Annotated in this window: 16 protein-coding genes; 7 read left to right on the top strand and 9 right to left on the bottom strand. The window is 69.3% G+C overall.

Annotation, left to right across the window (positions count from 1 at the left end):
• Window positions 1-74: 74 nt before the first annotated feature.
• The 3 genes from SVA_RS05215 to selD all read left to right on the top strand — a co-directional run bounded on the left by SVA_RS05215 (window position 75) and on the right by selD (window position 3623).
• Window positions 75-1037 carry a PDC sensor domain-containing protein gene (locus tag SVA_RS05215; RefSeq protein WP_096459819.1) on the top strand — a complete coding sequence of 321 codons (963 nt, stop codon included), beginning with the start codon at window positions 75-77 and terminating at the stop codon, window positions 1035-1037.
• A gap of 65 nt (window positions 1038-1102) precedes the next feature.
• Window positions 1103-1333, top strand: a complete 231-nt coding sequence (locus tag SVA_RS05210; RefSeq protein WP_096459816.1) for a hypothetical protein — start codon at window positions 1103-1105, stop codon at window positions 1331-1333.
• Window positions 1334-1397: 64 nt separating this feature from the next.
• A complete protein-coding gene (gene selD / locus SVA_RS05205) occupies window positions 1398-3623 on the top strand; it encodes a selenide, water dikinase SelD (protein ID WP_096459813.1) in 2226 nt (741 codons plus the stop codon).
• 141 nt (window positions 3624-3764) lie between these two features.
• Here the strand turns inward: selD and senB are convergent, their stop codons facing one another.
• The gene (senB, locus tag SVA_RS05200; RefSeq protein ID WP_096459810.1) at window positions 3765-4790 is read right to left on the bottom strand and encodes a selenoneine biosynthesis selenosugar synthase SenB; all 1026 of its coding nucleotides are present in this window, start codon (window positions 4788-4790) and stop codon (window positions 3765-3767) included.
• Between the two features lie 18 nt (window positions 4791-4808).
• Here senB and senA point away from each other — a divergent pair, with 18 nt between their 5' ends.
• Window positions 4809-6098, top strand: a complete 1290-nt coding sequence (gene senA / locus SVA_RS05195) for a selenoneine synthase SenA (RefSeq protein WP_096459807.1) — start codon at window positions 4809-4811, stop codon at window positions 6096-6098.
• Here the strand turns inward: senA and SVA_RS05190 are convergent.
• Together SVA_RS05190 and SVA_RS05185 are read right to left on the bottom strand one after the other, a co-directional pair.
• Window positions 6095-6604: a peroxiredoxin family protein gene (locus tag SVA_RS05190; protein WP_096459804.1), complete on the bottom strand. Its 510-nt coding sequence runs from the start codon at window positions 6602-6604 to the stop codon at window positions 6095-6097. The two genes, senA and SVA_RS05190, sit on opposite strands and share 4 nt — an antisense overlap.
• A gap of 17 nt (window positions 6605-6621) precedes the next feature.
• Window positions 6622-7302 (bottom strand): DUF2459 domain-containing protein, encoded by a 681-nt coding sequence (locus tag SVA_RS05185; RefSeq protein ID WP_096459801.1) that lies wholly within the window; start codon window positions 7300-7302, stop codon window positions 6622-6624.
• Between the two features lie 66 nt (window positions 7303-7368).
• On the opposite strand from SVA_RS05185, the gene SVA_RS05180 reads away from it, so the two are divergent.
• The gene (locus tag SVA_RS05180; protein ID WP_096459798.1) at window positions 7369-8244 is read left to right on the top strand and encodes a M28 family peptidase; all 876 of its coding nucleotides are present in this window, start codon (window positions 7369-7371) and stop codon (window positions 8242-8244) included.
• Window positions 8245-8257: 13 nt separating this feature from the next.
• On the opposite strand, the gene SVA_RS05175 is transcribed toward SVA_RS05180, so the two are convergent.
• On the bottom strand, window positions 8258-9475 hold the full coding sequence (locus SVA_RS05175; RefSeq protein WP_197703379.1) for a MipA/OmpV family protein: 1218 nt from the start codon (window positions 9473-9475) through the stop codon (window positions 8258-8260).
• 243 nt (window positions 9476-9718) lie between these two features.
• Window positions 9719-10300: a cell wall hydrolase gene (locus tag SVA_RS05170; protein WP_096459792.1), complete on the bottom strand. Its 582-nt coding sequence runs from the start codon at window positions 10298-10300 to the stop codon at window positions 9719-9721.
• 272 nt (window positions 10301-10572) lie between these two features.
• Between SVA_RS05170 and mscL the strand changes: the two genes are divergently transcribed.
• Window positions 10573-10959, top strand: coding sequence for a large conductance mechanosensitive channel protein MscL (mscL, locus tag SVA_RS05165; RefSeq protein ID WP_096462830.1), 387 nt, complete (start codon window positions 10573-10575; stop codon window positions 10957-10959).
• Window positions 10960-11022: 63 nt separating this feature from the next.
• Here the strand turns inward: mscL and SVA_RS05160 are convergent, their stop codons facing one another.
• From SVA_RS05160 to SVA_RS05150, 3 genes are all read right to left on the bottom strand, one after another.
• Complete coding sequence (locus SVA_RS05160; RefSeq protein ID WP_169923975.1) at window positions 11023-12579, bottom strand: PAS domain-containing sensor histidine kinase; 1557 nt, start codon at window positions 12577-12579, stop codon at window positions 11023-11025.
• 261 nt (window positions 12580-12840) lie between these two features.
• A complete protein-coding gene (locus tag SVA_RS05155; RefSeq protein ID WP_096459786.1) occupies window positions 12841-13734 on the bottom strand; it encodes a DUF72 domain-containing protein in 894 nt (297 codons plus the stop codon).
• Window positions 13735-13752: 18 nt separating this feature from the next.
• Window positions 13753-14223: a hypothetical protein gene (locus SVA_RS05150; protein ID WP_096459784.1), complete on the bottom strand. Its 471-nt coding sequence runs from the start codon at window positions 14221-14223 to the stop codon at window positions 13753-13755.
• Between the two features lie 354 nt (window positions 14224-14577).
• Here SVA_RS05150 and SVA_RS05145 point away from each other — a divergent pair, with 354 nt between their 5' ends.
• A complete protein-coding gene (locus SVA_RS05145; RefSeq protein ID WP_096459781.1) occupies window positions 14578-15942 on the top strand; it encodes a DEAD/DEAH box helicase in 1365 nt (454 codons plus the stop codon).
• A gap of 47 nt (window positions 15943-15989) precedes the next feature.
• On the opposite strand, the gene SVA_RS05140 is transcribed toward SVA_RS05145, so the two are convergent.
• Window positions 15990-17153, bottom strand: a complete 1164-nt coding sequence (locus SVA_RS05140; RefSeq protein WP_096459779.1) for an alkaline phosphatase family protein — start codon at window positions 17151-17153, stop codon at window positions 15990-15992.
• Window positions 17154-17175: the final 22 nt, after the last annotated feature.

The raw sequence follows: 17175 nt of genomic DNA, 5'->3' as shown, positions 1-17175 counted from the left end.
GCGTCATCTCGCTGAAAACCCGGTAGACTAACCTGGATGCGCGGCGATCCGTCCGCGCATCAGGGAAGAGACCCATGCCGGTGCAACAAGCGATACTCGCCAAGAAAGCCGCGCTCGCGCAGGCGATACGGGCGCCGCTCAGCGCGATCGCCCGCCGGTGCGCGGAGGCGTGGCCGGATCCCGACCGGCTGGACGCCATCCTCCTCGAGGCGATCCACACCGTACCGGCCTGCCACCTGCTGTACTGCTGGGACCTGCACGGCATCGAGCTTTCCTCGATGGTCGGGCCCGACGGGACGGACACCGCGTGGCGCGGCCGGGACCTCTCGCAGCGCCCGTACCTGAAGCACAGCCTTCCGTTCGAAGGCACCATGCTGTCGTCGGTGTACCAGAGCGTCTATACCAACAAGCCCTGCGTCACGGCGCTGCAGGCCGTCCGCCGCGGCGACCAGCTGCTCGGCTTCGTCGCTGCCGATTTCGCCGTGACGGACCTGCTGCGGAACGCCGAGCTCGCGCGCCCGGCGCAGGGGTGGCGCCAGTTCCGCGGCGACCCCGCCGTGCGCGGCACGGTCTTCACCCAGACGCGCGCGCACAGCCTGCTCGACGAGCGCATGGACGAGGTGCTTGCGGCGATCGGCACGCTGATGCGCGATCACGGCGTGTTTCACAGCAAGATCCATTTCTCGAGCGGCCGGTTCTCGCTGTGGCTGATGGACGACCCGTACAACTATCGCCTGCACGGCGTCGAGGAGATCGTCGACCCGGAGCTCTGCCTCGCCTACCCCCTGCGCGGTTACCCGGAAAACGCCAAGGTCGCAGCCGGGCAGATCGACCAGGTGCTGACCGCCTTCAAGGCGCTGCGCTTCGCGGACGAGACCATTTACCTGCGCTCCGGCTCGCTCAACGTAATGAACGCGCTGGTCGGCCTCACGTTCTCCTGCGACGGCTCGCACTACATGCCGGTCGAGGAGTTCCTCGCCAAGGATCTCACGTTCTGGTTCGGTCAGAACGAGGAGTGCGAGATTCCGGCGGCGTAAGGCGCGCCCGGGCTCCCGCGGGGCCGGATCTTGCCCCGCTCCTTGCCGGATGTCAGCCTGCTCCCGTGAAGACCCCGCTCGAAGTGAGCGTCGAGTGCTATGCCGGCTACCGCGGCGAGCAGGAGCCGCGCGCGTTCTCGATCGGGCAACGGCGCATCGCCGTCGAGGAAATCCTCGACCGCTGGATCGCCCCCGACCATCGCTACTTCAAGGTGCGCGGCGACGACGGCGCGAGCTACGTCGTGCGCCACGACGCGGCGGCGGATCGATGGGAGCTGGCCTTCTACCGGAGGTGAGGCGATGCGCGGTTGTCGCTGCGCAGTGCCTGTGGGACGATAACGCGCGCAACGGGGCGCGAGCATGCAGAGCACAAAGGGGCCGGTCCGCAGGGATCTCGTTTTGGTGGGCGGCGGCCACAGCCACGTCGCGGTGCTCAAGCGGTTCGGCATGCGCCCGATGGAAGGCGTGCGCCTGACGCTCATCGCGCGCGACGTGCAGACGCCCTACTCCGGCATGCTTCCCGGCTACCTCGCCGGACACTATACCTACGACGAAGCGCACATCGATCTGCGCCCCCTCGCGCAGTTCGCGGGCGCACGCCTCTACCACGACGAGATGGTCGGGCTCGATCCCGGCAACCGCCTGGTGCTCTGCCGCAGCCGGCCCCCGGTGCCCTACGACCTCCTTTCGATCGACACCGGATCGCAGCCGAGCCGCGTGGGTATACCCGGCGCCGAGCGTGTCCTGCCGGTCAAGCCGGTCGACCGGTTTCTGGAGGGCTGGGCGCGTATCGCCGGGCGGGCGCTCGCGGCGAGTCCCGGCTTTCGAATCGCGGTGGTCGGCGGCGGGGCCGGTGGGGTAGAACTTTCGCTCTCGCTCCAGCACCGCCTGCGGCGGCAAGGCGGCGGCGCCAGCTTTCTGCTCGTCACCGACACGGCCGAGATCCTGCCGACGCACAATCCGGCCGTGCGGCGCCGGTTCCAGCGCATCCTGAAGACGCGCGGCATCGCCGTGCATACGAACCGGCGCGTGGTGGCGGTCGAGGACGGCGGGTTGCGGGCGGAGAACGGCGAAATGCTTCCTTGCGATGCGGTGGTCTGGGTCACGCAGGCATCCGCCCCCGCGTGGCTCGCACAGACGGGGCTCGCCCTCACGAAGCGGGGCTTCATCGAAGTCGACGACTGCCTGCGATCGACCTCCCACCCCGGCGTCTACGCGGCCGGCGACGTGGCCACGATCCGGAACCATCCGCGCGAAAAATCCGGCGTGATCGCGGTCCGTTCCGGTCCGCCGCTCGCCGAGAACCTGCGGCGCGCGCTCGAGGGACGCCGTCCGCGCCGCTTCACGCCCCAGAAGCGGTTCCTCGCCTTGATCAGTACCGGCAACCGCTGCGCGGTGGCGTCGCGCGGCAGATGGTCCTTCGAAGGCGAGTGGGTCTGGCGCTGGAAGGACTGGATCGACCGACGCTGGATGCGGGGATACCAGGAGCTCCCCGCGAAGATGACGGAGTCCGCCGCGCCGCAAACGGAAGCGGCACCCGCCATTTCGGCGCTGGCCATGCGCTGCGGCGGCTGCGGCTCCAAGGTGGGCAGCGCGGTCCTGACGCGCGTGCTCGCGCGGCTGCCGGGCCGGGCACGTGAGGACATTCTCATCGGCCTCGACGCGCCCGACGACGCCGCGGTCGTCGCCGTTCCGCAAGGCGCGGTCATGGTGCACACCGTGGATTTCTTCCGGGCCTTGATCGACGACGCCTACACCTTCGGCGCGATCGCGGCGAACCACAGTTTGAGCGACATCTATGCCATGGGCGCCCGTCCGCAGTCGGCGCTCGCGATCGCGACGCTGCCGCTCGCGCCGGAAGAGAAGATGGAGCAGCAGCTCTACGAGCTCCTCGCCGGCGCCCTCACCGCGCTCGACGAAGGCGGTGCCGCGCTCGTCGGCGGCCACACCACCGAAGGCGCCGAGCTCGCCTTCGGGCTCGCGGTCAACGGCATCGCGGAACCGGATCGGCTCATGCGCAAGTCGGGGATGCGTGCGGGGGAGCGGCTCATACTCACCAAACCGCTCGGCACCGGGACGCTCTTCGCCGCCGACATGCGCGGAAAGGCGAAGGGTCGCTGGGTGGACGCCGCGATCGCGATGATGTTGCAGTCGAACCGCCGGGCGGCGGGGTGCGTGCGCGAGCACGGCGCGAGCGCCTGTACGGACGTGACCGGCTTCGGTCTCCTCGGCCACCTGCTCGAGATGACCAGGGCGTCCGCGATGGATGCGGAGATCGCGCTCGGCGCGCTGCCGTCGCTCTCCGGCGCGCCGGAGACCCTGGCCGCGGGCATCGCGAGCACGCTCGCTCCCGAGAACGTGCGCCTGCGCCGCGCGATACGTAACCTGGAGGCGGCCGCGCGCCACCCGCTCTATCCCCTGCTCTTCGATCCCCAGACCTCGGGCGGCCTGCTCGCCTCGGTGCCTGCCGATCGTGCCGATGACTGCGTCGAGGCGCTGCGCGCTCTCGGCTACGCCGACGCGGCCGTTATCGGCACCGTCCGACCCGCAAGCGACTCACCGGAACCGATCACGCTGTTGTTCTGAACCGCCCAGGACACCAGGAACGCGAAGGCGAGAGACGTCCGCCCGACGCGTCATTGCGAGGAGCGACGCGACGGCGCCATCTCGGAATACGTGGATCGCTTCGCGGCGTTCGCGATGACACGCCGGCATCGTCGGGATTCCCTATGGGTCGGGTATTTCAGTCACCCCTTGGCGTCCTTGGCGTCCTGGCGGTTCAAGATCCTCTGATTCTCTCGCCGTCACTTCAGCGAGGAGCGACTTCCAGGCACGGCGCTCGCGAGCCGGCGTGAAGAGCGGGGCGCGTGCGGTGCATGCCTGCTTCAACGCGCGGTAGAACGCAGGGTCGCGTTCGGCGCGAAGCAGCAGGGTGGCGAGCGCCGCGGAGTCTTCGAGCGGGTAGTAGCCGGGATACGCGGGCCCGAGCAGGCCGACGTTGCCCGGGATGTCCGAGGCGATCACGGGCAGCCGCGCCACGCACGCCTCGGAAACGACATTCGCGCCCCCCTCCATGCGCGACGAGATCACCATCAGCCGGCTGCGCGCCATGGTCTCGCGCACCCGCGCGAACGGCACCTCGCCGCGCCAGAGGTAGCGAGGATTGCGCCGCATCTCGTCGCGCGCCTCGTCTTCCCACTCGGGCCCGTGCCCCTTGCCGAGATGAACGATCCGGATGCGCGACCCGGCGGGCAGGCCGCGCGCGGCGTACGCGGCGCGAAAAGGGTCCTTCTCCTCGCGCAGGTGCCCGATGACGCAGACGTCGAAGTACCGCGTCGGCGGCCGGCGGTGCCGAGCGAGCGGCAGCGCCGACTGGTGGATGACGCGCACCTTGTGACGCAGAGAGGGATCGAGCGCCTCGTGCGCGAGGTCGTGCAGCACGACGAGGCGGTCCGCGAGCGCCATCGACCGCACGGTGACCTCGGGATCGGTCGCGAGGAAGCGGTAAAGGTCGGTCCCGGTCAGTGCTAGAATGAGAGGCCTTCCGGGATAGCGCTCGCGGAAGCGCTCTACGGCGGCGGCGCTGCGCCAGGCGTGCAGCGCGACCATGAGATCGGCGGGCCGGCCGTCGTAATCGACCGCGACGTCGATGCGGTGGCCCAGCGCGCGCAGGTGGCGAGCCCAACGCACCGCGGTCGCGCGATTGCCGGCCTTCGAGCCCCGCTTCGCCGGGGTGATCAGAACGATGCGCACGGAGGGAATGCGAACCGGATGAGCGTCACCGTCTCAACACTGATCGCCGACCTCGAGGACGCCCGCGCGCGCACGCTCGCCCTCGTCGAAGGGCTCGACGGCGCGCAGCTCATGGGCCCGCGGCTTCCCATCGTCAATCCGCTGCTGTGGGAAATCGGTCACCTCGCCTGGTTTCACGAGCACTGGATACTCCGCCACCTGGACCACCGCCCGCCGATCCTCCCGGACGCCGATCGGCTCTACGACTCCTCGGCCGTGCCGCACGATACCCGTTGGGACCTGCCGCTGCCGTCCCTGGACGACACGCTCGGCTACCTCCGGCGCGTACAGGAGGCCCTGATCGAACGGCTGCACGCGCGGGGAGTGGACGAGCAGAGCGCCTATTTTTACGAGCTTACGATTTTCCACGAGGACATGCACACCGAGGCGTTCGCTTACATGCGCCAGACGCTCGGTTACCCTGCCCCCGCCTTCGCCCGCACGACCCGCGAACCCGCGCCCTCGGGCGCGCTGGCGGGCGACATCGAGCTGCCCGGTGGCCGTTTCCCGCTCGGCGCCGAGGCGGATGGGGTATTCGTCTTCGACAACGAGAAATGGGCGCACGAGGTGGCGATCGCGCCCTTTCGGATCGCACGGGCGCCGGTCACGAACGCCGAGTACGCGCGCTTCGTCGAGGACGGCGGATACCGGCGCCGCGAGCTCTGGGACGACATCGGGTGGGCCTGGCGAGCGCAGGCCGGCCTGTCCGCGCCCGTCCACTGGCGACGCGGCGACGGGGGCTGGGAATCACGCTGGTTCGACCGGTGGCGACCGCTCGCGCCGGACCGGCCGGTCGTGCACGTGAGCTGGCACGAGGCTGGCGCGTACTGCCGCTATGCCGGGCGGCGGCTGCCGACCGAGGCGGAGTGGGAGTACGCGGCCTCCGTGGAAAGCCCGCACGGCGAGCCCGTGCGCGGAAAGCGCCGCTACCCGTGGGGCGAGGAAGCGCCGGAGGCCGCGCGGGCCAATCTCGGGGCCGCCTCCGGCGGCTACGTCGATGTCGCCGCGCTCCCCGCCGGCGACAGCGCGGGTGGCTGTCGTCAGATGCTCGGGAACGTGTGGGAATGGACCGCGAGCACGTTCCTGCCCTATCCCGGCTTCGTGCCCGATCCCTACGAGGATTACTCGAAACCCTGGTTCGGCACGCGGAAGGTCCTGCGCGGCGGCTCCTGGGTCACGCCCGCGCGCCTCGTCCGGAACACCTGGCGCAACTTCTACACGCCCGAGCGCAACGACGTCTACGCCGGCTTTCGCACCTGCGCGCGCTAGCGCGCCGCGCCGGCGCCCGCCTTCTTCCGGTCGATGTAGCCGCGGATCTCCTGCGCGGTGATGCTGCCGGTGCTCATGGCGACCAGCGTCCCCGCGGGGTCGTACAGATAGTGCGTCGGGGTTCCGTAGAACGGCCCGCCGCCGAAGCGCATCATGATCTCCTGATCCGGCTCGACGAGAAAATTGGGGAACGGCAGCCGATGTCGCTCCACGAAGGCGCGCGCCCGGTCGCGCAGCTCGAAGCCGTCGATCGAAATCCCGATCACGCGCGCGTCCTTCTTCGCGTAATCCCGGTGAAACCGGGCCATCTCGCCCATCTCCGCCTCGCACACGTGGCAGTCGTGCGCCCACGCCACGACGAGCACCCATTGGCCCTTGCCGAGGTGCGTGCCGACGTTGTGCACGCGGCCATCGAAGTCCGAGAGAGGTACGTCGGGCGGCGTCGCGAACGCGGGCGCCGCGACGAGCGCGGCCCAGAGGACGAGCACCGAAAGACGCAAGCGCATTGTGACGGGTCTCCGTGTTACCGATTAGAGAGACGCTCCATGCCCGACGGGCATTCCACCTCGTGCGCGTAATCGAGCTCGCGCAGCTGGCTCATCAGCCCGGTGCTCGAAAAGGCGAGTCCCGGAACGACCCGGATGCCCGCCTCCCGCAGCCCGCGCGCGAGCCAGACGTTCGAGGTACGAAACAAATGATAGCTCTCGTTCGACAGGTAGAAGCGCCCGCCGCCGTACAGACCCGGCGCGACGACGATCCCCCGGCCCGCCTCGTCGCGCGCGTGGCTGCCCGCGATGTACCCGACGAGGCGCTCGACGCTCGAGCGCGGTACGCGGAGCTCCACGATGTCGCGCGCCGGGAAACACGCGACCCGTCCCCGGATACCGACCAGGTGCAGCACGCTCGGCGTGGGCAGGAACAGCGCCCGGAGCGCGTACGAGAGCCGGAACCCGGGCGCGGTGTAGTAATCGCGGTCGCCCCAACCGGCTTCGATGTGATCCGCCGCGGGAAAATCCAGGGCCTCCGGCCAGACGGACGTCGCGATGTCCTCGCGGGCGATCGCGACGCCCGCGTGCCAGCCGTGAACGACGATGTGAATCGAGCGGACGTCGTGGACCGCGGCGGGCGTGGCGGGCGCCTGCGTGGCACAGCCCGCGCAGAGCGAACAGAGCAACACCAGCGGCGGGGCATGCGCGAAGCGCATCGTGTCTCGTCGGGACGGGAAAACTAGAATAGCGTGGGCCGCCTGGACGGAACAGCCGGGAACGGGATGGACGAAAAGGTCGCACAGCGGTTGCGACGCCACGTGCGAACGCTCGCCGGCGAGATCGGCGAGCGCAACGTCTTTCGGCCCGACGCCCTTCGCGCTGCCGAGGCCTATGTCCGTGCCGAGCTCGCCGCCTGCGGCTACGCGCTGAAGGCGCAGACCTATGGGGTGCGGGGCGTCGAGAGCGCGAACCTCGAGGTCGGCTGCCCGGGATCCGCCGTGCCGCACGAGATCCTCATCGTGGGCGCGCACTACGACTCGGTCGAGGGCAGCCCGGGAGCGGACGACAACGCGAGCGGGGTCGCCGTGCTGCTCGAGCTCTCGCGCCGCTTCCGCGGCACCACGAACGACCGGACCGTGCGCTTCGTCGCCTTCACCAACGAGGAGCCGCCCTTCTTCATGAGCGCCGACCAGGGCAGCCGCGTGTACGCGCGGGCGGTGCGCGAGCGCAACGAGGCGATCCCGCTCATGATCTCGCTCGAGATGCTCGGCTACTACGACACGGCGCCCGGCAGCCAGCGCTACCCGCCGCTGCTCAGGCACTTTTACCCGCCGCATGGCGACTTCATCGCCTTCGTCTCGAACCTGCGCTCGCGTGCCGCGCTCGAGCGCTTCACGCGCGCCTTTCGCGCCGAAAGCGATTTTCCGGCGGAGTCCGCCGCCCTGCCCTTCTGGCTCCCCGGGGTCGCCTGGAGCGATCACTTTTCGTTCTGGATGGTCGGCTACCCCGCCCTGATGGTGACCGACACCGCCTTCTACCGTTACGCCCACTACCACACGCCGCACGACACGCCGGAGAAGCTCGATTACGCGCGCATGGCGCGGGTCGTGGACGGGCTTTACGGCGCCATCCGGAGGCTGGCTGCGGGCGGCAGTTGACCGCGGACGGGTTTCAGAAGTGCCATTGCAGGTACACGGTGTTGTAGTTGCTGCCGCCGCGGATGTCGCCGAACTGCGACCCGGACTCGAAGATCCCGGAGCGATGGTGGATGCCGTACCCGAGCCACAGCCTCTTCGCCGGGCGTGCCCCGAGGAGATCGCCCACGTTCACGTCGATGCTGAGGTCCAGGTAGTTGAGGAGGCGGCTCGGCGTGTTGCCTTTGTCCTCCAGGTTGGTCCGTTCTATATAGGTCACCTGCCGGACGTAGGAGAAACCCTCCGCGACGCCGAAGCGCAGCCGCACCGGCCACTTCGCCGTGTAGTAAGCCTTGATCGCGATCACGTACTCGAACGAGCGATCCTGCACGTCCGAGCCGTGGTGCACGACCAGGCCCGGCGTGAGGTAGATGTCGAGGGGCAGCCCGAAGAGTTCGTCCGAGAGCGGATGGCCGTAAAAGAACGACGTCAGCTGATTATTGAACTCATCCTCTTCGCTGTCGCCGGTCAGGATCTGCCCCAGCGTCGAGGGTGTGGCCCATCCGTGCGCCAGGCGCCAGTACGGGGAGAAGGCGGGCGCGTCCTTGCGCCTGCGCCCCGGATCGTTGAAGAACGCGACACCGGCGAAAGCCTCCCACCCCACGTCGTCCTCGAAGAGCGGGCTCTTGCGCGCGTCGTGGTCGAGGTAATAGCCGCCGACCCGGCCGATCAGAAAGAGGTTGCCGGCCAGATGAAGCCGCCCTTGCAGGTGCGCGCGCACGTCGATTCCGGCGCCGAGCTCCTCGCGTGCGAGCCCGAAGTACCAGTCGTTGAACGCCGCGGACTTGATCCTCGCGCCCACGTACGGTTCGAACCGGGCGTGGTCGTCGCCGAAACGGCGCTCGACGCCCACGTCGAGGTACGTTCGGCCGTCTCCGTCGGACAGCAGCTCCGACCGCAGCTCCAGGCCGTCGTCGAACGTGTACCGGAGCTGCGGGCCGATGTCCCACGCGTCCCGGCGCACCTCGTCGGCCGTCGACGGGCCGTCGGGAAACCGGTAGCGCATGTAGGCGTTGAGCCGCCAGCGCGCGTTGCCGAAGAGGCCGACGCCGCCCTCCATCCCGCGCAGAAAAACGCGCTCGCCTTCATAGAACAGCAGCGGCACGAGATCCGTCGCGCTCTGATCGGGGACCGCGAAAGGGAAATGGGCGTAGCGCAGGCCGATGCCGATCCCCCAACGTTGTTCGGGTCGCATCGGCGGAACCTCCTGCGCACCGGCGCTCGCGGTGCCGGCAAGCAGCGCCAGCCAGGCGAGCTTGGCGACGCGGTGTCGCCGGCGCGACCCACGCCGCGAATACGCCTTGGGCGGGCCATGGCCCTGTCGAGCCCCGATACGCATGATCCCGGAGGGCGCTGCTCTGCCGGGAAGTGACCCGGCCGCGACTCGAAGGGTATCGGGATCGCGACGCCGCGGGCACCCGGAAAGGTGCGGCGCAGGTTATCGGTAGAACCGGTGATTGCCGATCTGCGCGACGGGAATCTTCTTGCGCGACCAGCTCGGCCTCACGTAGGTCGCGTGGTAATGCAGGACGCCGGCGAGCTTCGGCTCATGCCGCTGGTAATACACGTCGCGGGCGACTTTCAACGCGCGGTCCCACTCCTCACCCTCGGGTGTCGGCACCGTGTCGAACTCGGTCCAGGAGAAGGCGCTCACGTAACGCTTGCGCAACGGGTCCCAGTTCTTCTGGTACACCACGCCGCAGACCGTGTCCGGATAATGCCGCGAGGCAACGCGGTTCATCGTCACCTCCGCGACGGCCTGCTGACCGGCTTCGGGCTCGCCCCGGGCCTCGAAATAGACGTTCAGCGCCAGGCAGGCGAGGTTCTGGCGCTCGACCCTGTCTGCCGAAAGGGATTGAAGCAGCCATCCGAAGCCGCCGGCCAACGCTCCCACGAGGAAGACGACGACCAATGGGGTCTTGTCGGCTGCCTGCCAGCGAAAGCGCAGGTCGCTCCACCACAGCGAAAGCGCCGAGGCAAGGCGTCCGGCCCGGGTTCTGCGAGACCGTCTCCGGTACATGTGCGTGAGCGTCCAACCGCGAACAGGACGTGGTGTATTCCGTTATCGATTACCGAAAGTATACGAGGTGCGCGCCGGAAGCGTCGATTTTTCGTCCCGCGCCTCGTAAAGTTTGCTGCAGATCAACGCGCTAAGGCAGTGTATCTTCTAGCATTCGGCCATTGTTCGCGGGCCCGGCAACGGGCCGCTCAACCTCCCACCCACCAGGAGCAGAAGACATGAAATCCGCAGTCACCGCCGGTTCCCTGCGCCCGGGCAGGAAAGCGTCATCGCTGCTCGCGGAGTTCAAGGCGTTCGCGCTCAAAGGCAACGTCATCGATCTCGCGATCGCGGTCGTGATCGGCACGGCTTTCGCCAAGATCGTCGACTCGCTGGTCAAACACATCATCATGCCGCTGGTGAGCCTGGTCTTTCCCGCCGAGCAGGGTTACCTCGGCTGGAAGCTCGTGATCGGCGCCAAGGAAGTGCCCTACGGGCTGTTCATCGGCGAGGTCGTGAACTTTCTGATCATCGCCCTGGCGCTCTACATCTTCATGGTCAAGTTCCTGGGCTTCGTGATGAAAACGAAAAAGGAGGAGCCCACCGCTCCTCTGCCGCCGACCAAGGAAGAGCAGCTGCTCGGGGAGATTCGCGACCTGTTGAAGCAGCAGCGCGCCTGAGGAACGGCGCGTCAGCGACGTGCCTGCCCCGGCGATCGCGGTTGCGCCTCCGGCCGGGGACCGCTAGAGCTCGCCTGCCGGATCGGCGGGCGGGGTGCGGCCGCCTTTCTGTTCGCGCGCCGCCGGAAGCGTGAAATGGAACTCGGCGCCCGGGCCCTCGGGATTGTCGTCGGCCCAGAGCGTTCCGCCATGGCTCTCGATGATGCGGCGGCAGACGGCGAGGCCGATGCCCACGCCGTTGCGCTTCGTGGTGAAGAACGGCTCGAACAGGTGCGCCCTCGCCTCCGCGGAAAGACCCGAGCCGCGGTCGCGGACAAGGACCTCGACCCCGTCGCCCCGCGCGCGCGCCGTCACCGTGATGTCCTGCCCTTCCGCCGGACGGTCGCCGATGGCTTCGAGCGCGTTGCGGAGCAGATTGACGATCACCTGCTCGATGAGCCCGGAATCGGCGCGGACCGCGGGCAATCCTTCCGGGACATCGAGCTTGAGCGGCACGCGGCGCGCCTCGGCCTCCCACCCGACGAGGGCGACGGCCGCGGCGAGCGTCTTGCGGGGATCGAGCGGGCGCACTTCGGGCGTCCCCTTCTGGAGGAAACGCCGGAAGCCGTGGATGATCTCCATCGCGCGCTGCGCCTGCCTTCCGAGATGCTGTGCGACGCTTCTCAGCTCCTCGATTCGGCCCCGCTCGAGCAGGAGCCCGCACGTTTCGGTGTAATTCATGATCGCGGAGAGCGGCTGACCGAGCTCGTGCGTGAGCTCGCTCGCCATTTCGCCCAGGCTCGCGAGTCGCGCCGCGTGCGCGAGCTCCTGGAGATGCCGGCGTTCGGCCGCCTCGATGCGCCTGGCGTCCGAGATGTCGCTCACGAGCACGAAAAAGCCCTTCACGCCGCGATGCTCGTCGCGGTGGGGAACGTAGCTCGCCCGCACGAAACGCGTTCCGCCGCGCGCGTACGGCAGCGCGGCCTCGAACGTCACCGCCTCGCCGGAAAGCGCTGTCCTGATCTTGTCCGCGATGAGGGCGTAGGCGGCGTCCCCGACCACTTCCCGCACCGACTTGCCCCGGACTTCGGCCTGCGTCCGCCCGAACCAGTCCTCGTAGGTCGAATTGTTGAAACGATAGCGCTCCCCGGCATCGACGTAGGAGATCGCGGCCGGCAGATGGTCGGTGAGCAGGCGCAGCTGCGCCTCGCTGTCGCGCAGCTCGGACAGTGCCTGCTGGTGCAGCGCGACTTCCTCCCGCAGTCGCCGGTTGGCGGACTCGAGGCTCTCGGTGCGGTCGCGCACGGCCGACTCCAGCTCCGCCTGGAGACACTTGAGGTCGGTGAACTCGCTGACCACGCCCTCGATGGCGATCGGCCGCCCTTTCTCGTCGCGCACCAGGACGTTCTGCTGCCGCAACCAGCGCGTCCGGCCCGACCGATCCACGATCGCGTACTCGTACGAGGGAGGCATTTCGCCCCGGAGCAGCGCCTCCCACGCCGCTTCGAAGTAGGCGCGCGAGCCGGGGTGCAGGATCTCCTTCACCAGCAGCGGTCGCGCATAGAAATCCTCGGGGGCATGACCGGTCAGCTCGGTGCAACCCGTGCTGAGGTATTGGTAGCGGCCATCGGGGAGAGACATCCTGTAAAAGAACGCACCCGCGTGCCTGGCGAGATTCTGGAGAACGTCGACGCTTTCAACGGACATCGGCTGGGTCTGGGTAGCGCGCGCCTTATGTGCGTGCTGGGAGAAAATGGCATACCGCGCGAAAACGGCATTATGGGGGGTCGGGCGACGTACGACGAGGGCGGAACGGCCACGCGGCCGCGGGCGCACGGCCTTTTCCGCGCGCCTGCCGGGGCTTTCGCCGGGCGACCGCAGACGGAGAAGCGATCGCGAGCGCTAGCCGCGGATCTTGCTTTGCAGGAGAGCGGCGTTGCGCTGGGCCTTGTCGTCGCGGCAGTTGTTGAAAAGCACGTGGACCGCCCGCGCTTGCGAGGCCATCGCGCGCACCGGACCGACGAAGCTCTCCAGCTCCTCGTCCGAGTAGAGATAGTCGAAGCGCTCGGCCGCGGTGCGCGTGGCCTGCTGCCAGGTGGCGGCGTTCCGCCCGTGCAGCCGCACGATGGCGAGCGCCGGGTTGGTCACCTCCCACACGGGCGGCGTGCTGCTCGGGAACCCCTGCGGTGCGTCGGTGACCACGTGCACGAGACGAAGGCGGCGCTCGAATTCCAGCGTCGCGTCCCGGTGCCGCTCGTCGAACCACGACCTGTTCCTGAACTCCACCGCGAGCAGATCGCCGTTCATCCGCCGTACGCAGCCCTCGATGTGCGCCAGGCTGTCGCGTCGATGCACGAACCACGGCGGAAACTGGAACAGGACCGCCCCGAGCTTGCCGCTGGCGCGCAACGGCTCCAGCGCGAGCCGGAACCGTCTCCACAGGTCGTCTCTGGCGTCGTCCGGCAGATCGTCGTAATAGACGTTCTTCTTGGGCGGGACGCCGACGCGCTGGCGCACGTCGCGGGGCAGCGCTTCCGGCGGGGTCTGGTGCTGCGTGAAAAGACGGAACGCCTTCACGTGGAAGACGAAGCCCGGCGGCGTCCGGCTCGCCCAAAGGAGCGCGTTGTGCTCCGAGGGAAGACCGTAGTACGTGCTGTCCACCTCGACCATGGCGAACCGGGACGCGTAGTACCGCAGCCGATCCTCGGCGGTGTCGACCCCGGGCGGATAAAACCGGCCGGATTCGATCAGGGTCTTCTCGGCCCAGGACGTCGCGCCGACGCGGATCTCGCTCATGGGCAAGAGAGCCGCGCTTCAGCGCGCACGACCCCCGATCCGTGCGCCGGCGGCCAACGCGAGCGCCAGCGCTCCGTAGATCAGGAACAGCGAGCGTCCGGACACGCGCTTCTCGTAGCCCGGCGTCAGACGGCCGGGGACCAGACGGTAGTCGGTCAGGTAGGCGATGCCGGCGGTGGCCGCGCCTCCGGCCAGCGCGGCGCCGGCGCCTCCGCGTTCGATCACCCGACCGAAGAGCCGATACAGCACGGAGGCCCAGAACACGCCGGCGGCGGTGTTGATCAGATAATCGAGCGCCGTGTGCCTCCACGTCGGCTTTCGCACCGCCGCGGCGCGGTCGCCCCAGAGCACGTGGCTCGGCGCGTTGATCGGCGCGAGCGCGCTGCCCGAGTCCAGGCGACCGCGCACCGCCGCGACGATCGAGGTCGCCGCGCCCGCGAGAATCCCGGGCACGACGCCCGCCGCCGCCACACGCTGCCATTTCGTCATAGGTCACCTCCGCGCCGGACGAAAACGGCATGCTCGCGGAGGGAGCCCGGGTGCGTCTATCGGGGCTTCCTCGCTCGGCGCTCCAACCGGCGCACCCCGTGCGGATGCCGCGACGCGAAAAAGTCTTAGGCGCTTTCCCGGTTCTGTGGTACCGTGCGCGCCAGTTTGTCGCGGCGTTCCCTCTACGAGCGCCCTGAGTACCCGCCAGATTCGCTTTGCGTCTCGAGACCGGTATTCGCAAACCGGTCGCGGACTGCCTGCCAGGGCCATCTCCCGCTGATCCCCGATTGAATCCGGCGCTCTCCGGGCGCGCGGCCGGCCTTGGCACATCGCTTATCTAAAGGAATAACGCACATGACGTTTTCATCGCTCGGCCTGTCGGCCGAACTCCTGCGCGCCGTGGCCGACCAGGGCTACGACCGACCCACGCCGATTCAGGCCCAGGCGATACCGGCGATCCTCGCCGGGCGCGATCTGATGGCGAGCGCCCAGACCGGCACCGGCAAGACCGCGGCCTTCACCCTGCCGCTGCTGCACCGCCTGACCGCCGGCGGCGTCGCCAGGGGACGCGTGCGCGCGCTCGTCCTCGTACCGACGCGCGAGCTCGCCGCCCAGGTGGCCGAGGCCGTGCGCACGTATGGCCGCCATCTCCCGCTGCGCTGCGCGCAGGTCTACGGCGGCGTGAAGATCGGGCCGCAGTTCCGCGAGCTGCGCGCCGGCGTGGACGTGCTCGTCGCGACGCCGGGGCGGCTGATCGACCACCTCGAACGCGGCAGCGTGAATCTCTCCGGCGTCGAGGTGCTGGTGCTCGACGAGGCCGACCGCATGCTCGACATGGGCTTCCTGCCCGCGATCGAGCGCATCGCGAAGCAGCTCCCGAAGGCGCGCCAGACCCTGCTGTTCTCGGCCACGTTCTCCGATCCCATCCGCAAGCTCGCGCAGCGCTTCCAGAACGAGCCGCAGCGGATCGAGGTCGCGCGCCGCAACGCCGCGGCCGACGACGTGAGCCAGTCGGCCTACCTCGTCGACCAGGGGCGCAAGCGCGAGCTGCTCGCGCACCTCTTCGAAGCGCAGTCGTGGCAGCAGGTGCTCGTCTTCACCCGCACCAAGGCGGGCGCCGACCGTCTCGCGAAGCAGCTCGGCAAGGAAGGCATCGAGGCCACCGCCATCCACGGCGACAAGAGCCAGCATCAGCGCATGCGCGCGCTCTCCGATTTCAAGCGCATGAAGGTGCGCGCGCTGGTCGCGACCGACGTCGCGGCCCGCGGCATCGACATCGACGAGCTGCCGCACGTGGTGAACTTCGACCTGCCGAACAACCCGGAAGACTACGTGCACCGCATCGGACGCACCGGCCGCGCCGGGCAGAAAGGCGCGGCGATCTCGCTCGTTTCGGGCGAGGAGCGTTCGATGTTCGCGGCCATCAAGCGGCTCGTGAAGCTCGACATCGCGGCGGCCACGGTCGAGGGTTTCGAGCCGCAGCACCGTGCCTCGACCTCGGGCGACTCCAGGCCGCAGGCGCGTCGGCGGAACGGCGCACCGCGTTCGCATTCCGCCCACGGCGGCCATCGCCACGGCGCGGGCCGCGGCGAGCATCGCGACCCGACCGGCCGCCAGGACCGCGGCCATGGCCACGCCAGGCCGAAGGCCCACGAGGCGCATCGCCGTCCGGGCAAGAGCGCGCCCCGCCCGTCCCGTCAGCAGGCCACCCTCGGCTGACGCGGCATCACGCAGCGAAAGAGGACCGGGGACGGCGGTTTGCGTCCTCAGGCCTCCTCCGCCGCAGCGACGATCAGGGGAACGTACATTTCGTCCGCCGTCAGCCCGCCGTGCACGCCGGCCTGCACGAAGCGACGCTCGCCCGGCAGCCAGTCCTTCAGCGTCCAGTTCTCCTTCATCACCAGGGTGTAGTGGCCGACGCGCTCGTGCAGCCGCGGATGCGGCGGCCCTAGACCGAACCAGCCCTCGTCGATCAGCGCGCTGCTCTCGTGCAGCTCGCACGCATGCCCCAGCCGCTCGCGCACGTAGCGTTCGAAGTCGTCCCGCCGCTGCGGATGCACGTAGCAGTACGGCGCCCGGCGCTCGCCGCAGAGCGGCAGCACCAGCGTCTCCGCGAGGCCGGGATGGGCATCGAGCTCGATGTTGTGCTCGGGCGGTACGTCGATGAAGCCGTGGTCGGCCGTGACGATCACCGTCGTATCCGTGCCGCGAAGGTGCGCGAGGAAGCGTCCGAACGCGCCGTCCAGCTCGGCCAGGTGGGCGCGCACGGCCCGGCTTCCGATGCCTTGCTCGTGCGCCAGGTGGTCGAGCTCGGACCAGTACGCATAGACGTAGGTGCGCTCGGTCGCGCTGCGCGCGACCGCGGCGACGGTGCCGAACAGCTGTGCGAGCGTCGCGAATCCCCGCAGCTCCGCGCGGCCCGAGTGCGCGACGTTGAAGTCGGAGTGGATGATGCGCTCGGGGGCGACCACGACGCTGCGCGCGCGCAACCGGTCGAAGACGGGCGTGTGGCCCAGCAAGGGGCCGGCCTGGATGCCCGCCCGCGAAAGCGACTCCCCGCCGTGGCGGGCGACGAAGGGCAGCACGGTCACGATGCTCCCCAGTTCCTTCAGGTAGGTGTGCCACCCGGTCAGGCCGTGCTGCTGCGGCGCCTCGCCGGTGAGGAAGGTCGTGATGGCGGTCGCGGTGGTCGAGGGAAAGACCGAGGTGAGCCGGCCGCGCCGGCGCCCGGCCAGCGCGGGCGCGTGGGTCCGCAACAGGAACTCGTCGCCCATTCCGTCGACCACGAGAAGGACCACGGTGCGCCGGTCGAGATCCGGGCCGAGCAGGGCGACCGGCGGATACGCCGTCGGCGGCTCCGCACCGAGCGCCCGCAGGAGCGCGCTCATGAGGTTGACGAGGCTCCCGCCTCGGTAATCGGGAAGGGGCATGGGCTCCGGCTCGGCTGCGCGT

It is taken from the genome of Sulfurifustis variabilis (assembly GCF_002355415.1).
GTDB classification, from domain to species: domain Bacteria; phylum Pseudomonadota; class Gammaproteobacteria; order Acidiferrobacterales; family Sulfurifustaceae; genus Sulfurifustis; species Sulfurifustis variabilis.
This window is presented reverse-complemented; position numbering and strand designations above follow the sequence as displayed.